Source organism: Marinobacter antarcticus (assembly GCF_011049865.1).
GTDB classification, from domain to species: domain Bacteria; phylum Pseudomonadota; class Gammaproteobacteria; order Pseudomonadales; family Oleiphilaceae; genus Marinobacter; species Marinobacter antarcticus_A.
In genome coordinates this window covers 1-9,820 of sequence record NZ_DRGY01000130.1, presented here as the reverse complement: position 1 = coordinate 9,820, position 9,820 = coordinate 1, and the positions used below count along the sequence as shown (strand labels likewise).

Here is a 9,820-nt window from a genome sequence, read left to right as displayed (position 1 = left end):
GAGTAGCCCTGATCAAGCACCAAACAGGCCGCTTCCTGTTTGAACTCTGGCGTGAAAGAACGTCGTTTCCTGGTCATCAGACACCTCGCTTATGGTGGCGATATTACCACCTAAGTTGGTGTCCGGAATCATTGAACCACTACACAAGCGTCGCACAAACGGACCTGGAGTTCTCTATGAAGATTGATCAAAAGCGTGATTGTTCCCCTCCTGTGTCTGTCTTTAGCGACCTTCAGGGTGTCTGGCGTTCGCAGGGTTACGGCAAAATACTTCTGATAGAGAGAGATCAATACACCCTGTTTGAAGAAACCACCATTAGCTGTCGGAAGCTGTATACAGGCACCATCGAAGAGCTCAATCAATATTACGAGGATGTGGTGGTGTCTCCGGGTGGCCATGCGTTCAGCGCGCATCGGGTCAGTGGTGTGGCGCGCATCCGTTTTCGTTGCCTGAAGGCGTTACCGGCAACTGCCGCTGCAACTCGCAGGAATGATGCAAGAGATCCCGAATATAACTTCGAAATCTTTTGGAGAACGTTCGACGAGCAGTACGCCTTGTTTGAACTGAAAAGCGTGGCGTGGGATCAGGCGTATCTCACCTATCGCCCGCAAATTAACGCCCGCAGTTCCCGGGAAACCCTGTTTGCAACCATGGCAGCGATGCTCAGGCCGCTTAAAGATGGCCACATTCGCTTGAATACACCCTGGGGTCATTACAACGCCGGCGCGCAACCCGCACTTTACCAACGGCTGACGCAGGAGCTTGAAGATGCCAACGATGACCGGGATCTCCCAAGCTATCTTGGCGATCTGAAAGAATGGCTGCACGCCGTTATCCATGAAGACTACCTTATGGGCGGCGCTCGCCATGGCGGCAACCGACTGTTGGAGTGGGGGCGCCTCAATAACGCCGTCGGGTATATGAATATCCGGGCCATGGCTGGCCAAAGCGGCAAGACCGGCGAGCCGGCGGCCGATCTGATGGCCGTTGATAATGTGATGCGGAAGGTATTGGCCGATGTGGGCGATCTCTCCAATCTGATAGTAGATCTGCGCAGTAACGGCGGGGGTTATGACGGCGTGGCGCTGCGCATGGCCGCCTATTTGATGGATCGAAAGCGGTTGGCTTTCACCAAATCGGCTCGCCATGGCAGCGGATTCACCGGTAAGCAGCCGGTCCATGTCGTTCCTGCCAGCGAGACGTACCGTGGCAACCTGTTTGTGCTGACCAGCGAATTGACGGCCAGTGCCGCAGAAATTTTTGTGCTTTCATTGCTGCAGCACCCACGCCTAACCCTGATTGGCGAGCCCACCCAGGGCATCCTTTCTGACACCCTTGAGTGCCACCTGCCAAATGGTTGGCATATGACCTTATCCAACGAAATCTACCGGGCCTATGATGGCCAACTGTACGAAGACGTTGGCATTCCTCCTCATATCCGTATGCACTATCTTGGCCGAAAGGGGCGTGAGGAAGGGAAAGATCCTATGCTGGAACGGGTGCTCAAGCTGGTGGGTGGGTGATTGGCTATATAGGCTGCGAAATAGCCTTCTGGAACAGGCAGGCAATCCTGTTACGGAGGTTCATCGCGGCATCCGATCTGATGGCTCAAGGCCCAAGAATATTTATCTCCCGGCTCCAGCGTTTCATAAACAACTTGCGCCTCAGGGGATCATCAAACGCCAGCAATGACGCGTTAATGGGAATAGGGTACAGCCGTTCGCCAATCTGATCGCGCAGGCGTTGGGCGGTATAGGGCCCGGTGACTTCTGGCAGTACGCTAAATAGTGGGGTGTCGCTGGCCAGCACGCGCTGGCCGTCGGCGCCGAGCAAGAAGTCCATGAAGATTTTTGCGGCCTCCGCATTGGGCGCATCCCGGTGCACAAAGGCCATACGCATCATCACCAGAGCGTAGTCCTGGGGAATCTGCACAATCAGTTCAGGGTGGCTGCGGGCCCAGAGAAGGGCGTAGGAACCCAGCAGATTGTAGCCTAACCAGTAGGTGCCATCGGTGAGACCGTCGAGCATGGCCTGGGTGTTGTTTTCCAAGCTCACGTCGGCGGCGCCCATGGCGGCAACCAGGTCCCAGAAACGGGGTGAGTAACGGGCGTCTTGCTGGAACAGCATCAAGCCAATACCGCTGGCGGAAGGCGAATAGGTGGTAACCCGGCCACGCAGAAGATTCTGATGGGTCCTCAGAAGGGAGTGCATGTCTGCATGGGTGCTCGGTGGCACCATGTGGCGCGCCAGGTCGAGTCGATACACGGTCACGATGGGCTCGAAGGTAAAACCGAACACTTCGTTGCGCCATTTGGCCCAGGCCGGCCAGTTACGTGCGGTTTTGCTATCCAGCGGTTGCGACAGCCCTTCGTTCACCCGCGCCATTTGCCATGGCATGGCTGAGCTGATCACCACATCGGGCGCGGGGTTAGCAGTACGCGCCCGTTGATTGACTTGCAGTGTGGATCGGTCGTGGTAGGTCAGCGCGATGTCCGGGTGCGCCCGTTCAAACGCCTCCAACAGTGGGGCGACGACTTCACGATCAAGAGCGGCTTCTACCGTTAATGGCACTGGGCTTTGTGCCGTTACGACTGTTGGTAACTGGCATAGAAGAACCAGGCAGGCGCGCAGGTGTCGTATCATTTCAAGCTACCTCCGGCAGCGCAGGAAACTGAATGTCAATACACAAGCCTTGGCTGGGCTCACTGCGAATCAGCAGAGTTGCGTTATGCATTCGCGCAATGGAGTCCACAATGGCCAGGCCGAGGCCGGAACCTGCGGTGTCCTGACGGCCATTCCGTTCAAAAGGCTGATGCAGCCGGTCGAGCATATCCTCGCTGACACCGGGGCCGGTGTCTTCAATGGTCAGCGTTATCAGTTTTGCGGTGGGCTCCAGGCTCAGAGTGACGTCACAGCCGGCGGGTGTGTAGCGCAGGGCGTTGTCGATCAAGTTGCTGATCATTTCCCGCAGCGACCAGGGTTCGCCCAGGATATACACCGGGCGATTCGGCAGTGCTGTCAGGCCCAGATCATGGTTCTGCGCGGCGTCGCGTTCAGCCCACTCCATCACCGTTTCTCGCAGCAAATCAGCCAGGTCGAGCCGGGTTTGGCTTTCGCCAGAGCCATGACGCAGGCGCGCCAGGCTCAGCAGTTGACCTGCCAACCGACTGGTGCGCTCGCTGCTGTCATGAACGGTTTGTAGTGCCTGGCGCCAGTCTTCGGGGTTGTCGCTCATCAGCGCCAGTTCGCTGGCACTCTGTAGCCCGGCCAGCGGTGTCTTGAGTTGATGGCTGGCGTCGGCAGTAAATCGCAGCAGGGTGTTACGGCCTTGTCGTTGGCGCTCGAACAGAGCGTTCAGGGTTTCTAGCAATTCATAGAGTTCGCCAGGCACCCGCGCATCCAGCGGGCTAACGTCGTCTGCATGGCGCCTGCGCAGCGTCCTTCGCAGACGGTGCACCGGATGCAATGCCATGCGGATGGCCAGTATCGACAGCACCGCGGTCAACACAACCATGGTCAGAAAGCGGGTGAGGGTGGCCAGAAATAGCTCGGTGGCAAGTGCGTCGCGGCCTGACACGGTATGGCCCACCCAGATTTGTACCGGCTCGGTAGATTCCCAGCCCACAGATTTCAGTTCGCGGCCATACATACGAATGCGTGAATCCTGATTCTGGGCAAACGTCCACACCGGGCCGTTGCTGAAGGTTGTGCGCAAGCTTGCCGTCATCTCCGCATCCAGATTGCCGGTTACCTGCTGGCCTGAAGCATTCAAGAGCGTGTAGAACACTCGCTCTTGCTGGTCAGTGGCCAGAATCTGGAAGGCGGCGGCCGGTATTTCCACCACGGGCTGGCCATCTTGCCATTGAACGGCCTCGGCGATGGTCAGGCTGGCGGCTTCCAGTTGGCTATCGTAGGCATGGTTAGCTGCCCTTTCGGCGCTGGTGTAGGCTTCAATCAGCAGGAAAGTGCCCAGTATCCCAACGGTGGCCAGCAGCCAGCCTGCCAGGCTTTTCTTGAGCGAACCCTCAACCACGATCACTCTGAATCGTCCTCCAGCCGGTAGCCAAGCCCGCGCAGTGTACGAATGCGCACACCGCTTCCACTCAGGCGCTTACGCAGGCGGCTGATATAGACCTCCAGGGCATTGGGCCCGACTTCGCCGAATCCGAACAGCCGGTCAAGCAACTGTTCCCGTGGCGCAATGCGCCCGGCGTGCAGCAGCAACCCTTCCATCAGTCCCAGTTCCCTGGGTGGCAGGTCCAGGCGTTCGCCGTGCAGAGTCACGTCGCCGGATATTTGATCAAAACACAGGGGGCCAAAGCGCAGGCGATTATCGGTGCGCTGTTGGCTACGGCGCAACAGTGCCCGCACCCGAGCTTGCAATTCCGGAAGCGAAAAAGGTTTGGTCAGGTAATCGTCGGCGCCGGCGTCTAGTCCCTGTACACGCTCGGCCACGCCATCACGGGCAGTCAGAATCAACACGGGCGTGGCGTTGCCGCGGTTGCGAATCTCTGTCAACAGCGCCAACCCGCTGCCATCGGGCAGACCCAAGTCCAATACCACCAAATCAAACTGGCTATGGGCCAGTGCTGCACGAGCCTCGCTTAAACGGTGAAACACCTCCACCGTATTACCCAGCGGCGCCAGGCATTGGGTCAGGGAACCGGCAATCAGCGGGTCGTCTTCGACGATAAGCAGGCGCATTAAGCGGGTGTCTCATATTGGGTTAGGGTGACAATTATAGAGGTCTGACAGGTTGATGACAGGTTACCTCTCTACTATCGATCGGGTCACATACAAAAGTATCCGCAAGAAAGCGCTCTCTCGCCCTTGCGAAAAATAAAGACACAGGAGTCTTTTATGAAGCTCAATCCCGTTTTTCTGCGCTGGTCGGCCCCTCTTGTTATGAGCGCGGCTCTGGTTTCTGGCAATGCTGCTGCTCAATCCGGCGCCACCGAGTGCATCGCCCCGGCCAAGCCTGGCGGTGGTTACGACCTGACCTGCCGCCTTGCGGCCAATGGCCTGCAAGACACCAAACTGATTGATCGCCCGATGATGGTCAGCTATATGCCGGGCGGCATCGGCGCAGTTGCTTATAATCATGTCAACGGCGTGCGCAGGGACGACCCCAGCCTGATTGTGGCCGCCAGTACCGGCGCTGCAGTGAACCTGGCACTGGGCAAGTTCGGCAAGTACGACGCCGGTGAAGTTCGCTGGTTGGGGGCGCTGGGAGCGGATTATGGAGCCGTCGTAGTCAGAGCGGATGCGCCCTGGCAGAACCTTGATGAACTGATGAAAGATCTCAAAAAAGGTCCCAGCGAAATTGTATTCGGTGCTGGTGGCACCGTGGGTAGTCAGGACTGGATGAAAGCCGCTTTGATTGCCAAGGCCACGGATATTTCACCTCGCGATCTGCGTTACGTTGCGTTTGAGGGCGGCGGTGAGTCACTGGCTGCGCTCTTGGGCGGGCACATCAAAGTCTACACGGGTGATTTGTCTGAGCTGCGCTCGCATTTGGACGGCGGCAAGATCCGGGTTCTGGCGGCACTGTCTGAAGAACGCGTTGGCGGCCCCTACGCCGAGATTCCTACCGCTATTGAACAAGGTTACAACGTGGAATGGCCGATCTGGCGCGGCTACTATATGGGCCCGGACGTCAGCGACGAGGCGTACAACGCATGGGTCGAGCTGTTCAAAGAACTGTCTGAAAAAGAGAAGTTTGGTGAACTGCGAGAAGCCCGCGGCCTGTTCCCGATGGCACGCTTTGGCGAAGATTTCGATGCGTATGTGAAACAGCAAGTTGTACAGTTCAAGCAGCTCGCCAAAGAAGTAGGGCTGACTCAATGAGAATCGCCGCCGACCGGATTTTAGGGCTCGCCCTGATCGGTTTGGCGGCGCTTGCTGCCTTTAACGCGTCTCAGTTTGAGGTCATGTTCAGCTACGAACCGGTAGGGCCGAAGGCCTTTCCGATCCTGCTCGCGGCCATTCTGGCCGGTTTGTCGCTGGTGCTGGTGTTTCGCCCCGGCGAAAACGGCGAATGGCCAGATAAACACGTCGCGTTAAGGCTGCTTGCGGTGCTGGCCGTTCTGCTGGTTTACGCCATGCTGTTTACCCGCCTGGGCTTTTTGATCACCACCGTTGTAACCGTGCTTTTCCTTGCGCGCCTGTTTGAGGCCCCTTGGAAGAAGGCCTGGCTGGCGGGTGTGTTGATGTCAGTGGGCAGCTACTACCTGTTCACCCTGGGGTTGGGGATTTCTTTGCCAACTGGCTATTGGCTGCCCAAATTTAACTGAGGCCTGCGCCATGTTCGATTTTCTGATTCACGGTTTTGATGTCGCGCTAACGCCCCTGAACCTGGGGCTGGCGTTTATGGGTGCCTTGCTGGGCACTTTATTTGGCGCCTTGCCGGGCATTGGTCCGATCAACGGCATCGCGATTCTGATGCCGCTGGCCTACACCCTGGGGTTGCCGGCGGAATCTGCACTTATTCTGCTGGCGGGCGTGTATACCGGCGCCGAGTACGGAGGCCGCATGTCCAGTATTCTGCTGAACGTACCCGGCGATGCCGGTGCGGTAATGACCACGTTAGACGGTCATCCATTGGCGAAAAAAGGCCTGGCTGGGCCAGCGCTGGGGCTCTCTGCCGTTAGCTCGTTTGTAGGTGCGACCGTTGCCATTCTGGGTTTGACGCTATTTGCACCTTTGCTGGCAGAAGTGGCGGTGCTGTTTGGCCCGGCTGAATTCTTCGGGTTGATGGTGTTCGCCTTTGCCTCTATGTCCGTAATGATGGGCAACGATCCGGTCAAGACCGGCATTGGCGCTGTTCTGGGTGTGCTGGTTGCTATGATTGGCGTTGATTCTGGCACCGGTGTTATGCGCTACACCCTTGATATGCCAGAGCTTTACGACGGCGTCGACTTTGTGGTGATGATCATAGGCTTGTTCGCCATCAGTGAGATTTTGCTGATGCTGGAGCACGCTCACAGCAAAAAAGCGGAAGACGAAATGCCGCCGGTGGGCCGGGTGATGGTTCACATGAAAGAGATCATGTACTGCAAATGGGCAATGCTCCGCAGCAGCATCATAGGCTTTATTGTGGGCGTGCTTCCGGGAACCGGCGCTTCTGTCGCCAGTGCGGTGGCTTACACCACTGAAAAGCGCCTGTCAGATAAAGACAACACCTTTGGCACCGGCGATATGCGTGGCTTGGCCGCTCCGGAAGCAGGCAACAACGCCGCGGCTGTGGGCTCCTTTGTACCCATGCTTACGCTGGGCATTCCAGGCTCGGGTACCACCGCCGTGCTGTTGGGCGCGCTGATGCTGTACAACATTACTCCTGGGCCAATGATGTTTACTGAGCGCCCGGAAGTAGCGGGTGGCCTGATCGCCTCGCTGTACATTGGTAACATTGTGCTGTTGTTGCTGAACCTACCGCTGGCCGGCCTGTTTGCAAAAGTGCTGACCATTCCACGCTGGGCGCTGGTTCCCGGTATCGCCATTCTGGCATTCGTGGGCGTGTTTCAGTTGCACTCAAGTTTGACCGCCATTTACATGATGCTGGTGATTGGCGTGCTGGGCTTCGCACTGCGTAAGCTTGGTTTTTCGCTGGCGCCGATCATTCTAGGCTATGTGCTGGGCGGTTTGATGGAAGATAACCTGCGCCGCGCGCTGTCGATCAGTGGTGGGGACTTGGGCATACTTTTGCAGTCGGGCATTTCCATCGGATTGTGGTTTGCGGCGGGATTGCTGCTGATTGCACCGCTGATTATGACGAAACTACGGCCATCCAAGGCCCTAACCCATACCTGATCGGGGTCGGGGGGCGAAAGTGGTGAGAAAGTTGAAGGCGATGAAGCGCCATTGTTTGGCTTCAGTAAGGCTGTTGCCAACGTTGTTGCTGGGCGCTTGTGGTGGTGGTTTGGCTTATGCCATCCACATGCCGCTGCCCTGGTTGCTGGGCGCGCTGATTGTAACCACAGTGCTGAGCTTGGGTGGCGCGCGGCTGCAGGCGCCCACCACCTCGCGCAAGGCGGTGTTGGTAATCATCGGCGTGATGCTGGGCACCGCGTTTACAGCGGATATGGGTGGCGATATTGCGTTGTGGGCCACCAGCCTGACTATCATGCTGGTGAGTACCGCAGTGATGATGATGGTGTCAGTGTGGATGAGCCGGCGCATAGCCGGTAATTCCATCGACACCGCCGCCTACGCCGGCATGCCCGGCGGCGTATCCACCGTAATCCTGATGGCCTCTGAAACTGACGCCGACCTGCGCGTTGTGGGTCTGACCCACGCTGTACGTATTCTGGTGGTGTTACTGGCCATCCCCGTCATTTTGCACGTTATTGGCCATGTGAGTCTGCAAGCTCCCGCTATCACTCTGGCCCAGTGGTTCAGCTTTCCTGACTTCGCTGATGCTCTGCTGCTGATTGGCGCCGGTGTGATCGGCTACTGGCTAGGGCGCCTGCTGCGCTTGCCGAACCCTCTATTGTTTGGCCCGGTTCTGGCTTCTGCTATGTTGCACATCACCGGCACCAGCGATGCCAGTGTACCGCCATTCATTGTTGCTTTCGCCCAGGTGCTAATTGGCGTGTCAGTGGGCGTGCGTTTTGCCGGCACGTCGCTGGCAGCCGTTGGCTTCAACCTGTTGATTGCCTTTGCTCAGGCGCTGGTGTTGTTGCTGACCGCCTTTGTTGCCGCTTGGACCGCCCATCTGATCACCGGTTATTCTGCCGCCGCCGCGCTGCTGGCCTACATGCCCGGCGGAGCACCAGAACTGAGTTTGGTGGCGCTGTCACTGGGTATTGAGCCTGCCTTTGTAACTTCCCACCATTTGTTGCGCATTACGGTGCTGATCCTGCTGACGCCAATGCTAGTCGCCTGGATGAAACGTCTTCACCGCGCATGAAATGGACCGCCACGCTCGCGGATCTGGAGCAAGCACTTTACGCCCGTCAGCCCGACAAATCGGAGAACTTGATTCACCGGCGCGATGGGTTGGTCGAACAACACAGCACGATTGCTGTGAGCCAAAGGCGCAAACTTCTCAAGGCGCTAATTGAAAAAAATGGGTGGAGTTGGCACGAAGTCATCGATGATGGGCAACCCAGCGCGAACGCTTTTGGATAGCTGCCGTAGCCAATTATCTGCCACATCAATACAAAAGCTGATCACCCATATTCATGAGACTTCACGTAGAAACTTTCGAAAGGCATGACTAACCTGTAATTGAACATACCCCCACAGTGCGTATTGTGAGTGTTAAAGGTGATTGAACGGCCAATTGTACGCGCCGCCACCCTTAAAAGAAGGAGTTCAACGGCCATGCTAGAAGAAGCGCCTCTCGATAACAGTTTCAGATTTCGTCAGGTCAGAGACCAGTCCGAGTTGTTGTGTGAGGCTCTCAGCCCTGAGGATTGCAACCTCCAGGCAATGCCTGATACCAGTCCGCTGAAATGGCATGTGGCCCATACCACGTGGTTTTTTGAAACATTTATTCTGGTTCCCTTTCTAAGTCATTACCGTCTTTTTGATGAGCAATTTCAGGTTCTCTTCAATTCGTATTACAACGGTATTGGCAAGCAGCATCCCCGACCCAAACGCCACTTATTGTCTCGCCCCAGCCTTGATGAAGTGATGTCGTATCGTCGCCACGTTAATCAGGCCATGGCTGAACTACTTGATTGTCCGCCCGAAGCCGACCAAAAAGAGATTAATGCGCGTCTGATTCTGGGATTGAACCACGAGCAGCAGCATCAGGAACTCATGCTGACGGACCTCAAATACAATTTCGCCTGCAATCCGCTCTTGCCTGTTTATG

At 56.9% G+C, this 9,820-nt stretch carries 9 protein-coding genes; 6 read left to right on the top strand and 3 right to left on the bottom strand.

Translation table 11 applies throughout. The annotated features are described in order from the left end of the window. The first annotated feature begins 176 nt into the window (after positions 1-176). Complete coding sequence (locus ENI00_RS15510) at positions 177-1,523, top strand: S41 family peptidase (protein WP_304104353.1); 1,347 nt, start codon at positions 177-179, stop codon at positions 1,521-1,523. Between the two features lie 85 nt (positions 1,524-1,608). Here the strand turns inward: ENI00_RS15510 and ENI00_RS15505 are convergent, their stop codons facing one another. Genes ENI00_RS15505 through ENI00_RS15495 form a run of 3 tightly spaced genes read right to left on the bottom strand, consistent with a single transcriptional unit; the run spans position 1,609 to position 4,704 of the window. Then, a complete protein-coding gene (locus ENI00_RS15505; RefSeq protein ID WP_304104351.1) occupies positions 1,609-2,643 on the bottom strand; it encodes an ABC transporter substrate-binding protein in 1,035 nt (344 codons plus the stop codon). A gap of 1 nt (position 2,644) precedes the next feature. Continuing rightward, the gene (locus ENI00_RS15500; protein WP_304104349.1) at positions 2,645-4,039 is read right to left on the bottom strand and encodes a sensor histidine kinase; all 1,395 of its coding nucleotides are present in this window, start codon (positions 4,037-4,039) and stop codon (positions 2,645-2,647) included. Next, positions 4,036-4,704 (bottom strand): response regulator, encoded by a 669-nt coding sequence (locus ENI00_RS15495; RefSeq protein ID WP_304104347.1) that lies wholly within the window; start codon positions 4,702-4,704, stop codon positions 4,036-4,038. Before ENI00_RS15495 ends, ENI00_RS15500 begins: the two co-directional genes overlap by 4 nt. Positions 4,705-4,860: 156 nt before the next feature. Between ENI00_RS15495 and ENI00_RS15490 the strand changes: the two genes are divergently transcribed. The 5 genes from ENI00_RS15490 to ENI00_RS15470 all read left to right on the top strand — a co-directional run. After that, a complete protein-coding gene (locus tag ENI00_RS15490) occupies positions 4,861-5,847 on the top strand; it encodes a Bug family tripartite tricarboxylate transporter substrate binding protein (RefSeq protein WP_304104345.1) in 987 nt (328 codons plus the stop codon). Beyond that, on the top strand, positions 5,844-6,293 hold the full coding sequence (locus ENI00_RS15485) for a tripartite tricarboxylate transporter TctB family protein (RefSeq protein WP_304104343.1): 450 nt from the start codon (positions 5,844-5,846) through the stop codon (positions 6,291-6,293). Before ENI00_RS15490 ends, ENI00_RS15485 begins: the two co-directional genes overlap by 4 nt. Positions 6,294-6,303: 10 nt before the next feature. Continuing rightward, positions 6,304-7,809, top strand: coding sequence for a tripartite tricarboxylate transporter permease (locus ENI00_RS15480; protein WP_304104341.1), 1,506 nt, complete (start codon positions 6,304-6,306; stop codon positions 7,807-7,809). Between the two features lie 22 nt (positions 7,810-7,831). Then, positions 7,832-8,908 carry an AbrB family transcriptional regulator gene (locus ENI00_RS15475; protein WP_304104339.1) on the top strand — a complete coding sequence of 359 codons (1,077 nt, stop codon included), beginning with the start codon at positions 7,832-7,834 and terminating at the stop codon, positions 8,906-8,908. Between the two features lie 416 nt (positions 8,909-9,324). Further along, the coding region (locus ENI00_RS15470) for a DinB family protein (protein ID WP_304104338.1) at positions 9,325-9,820 on the top strand (496 nt) is incomplete at its 3' end.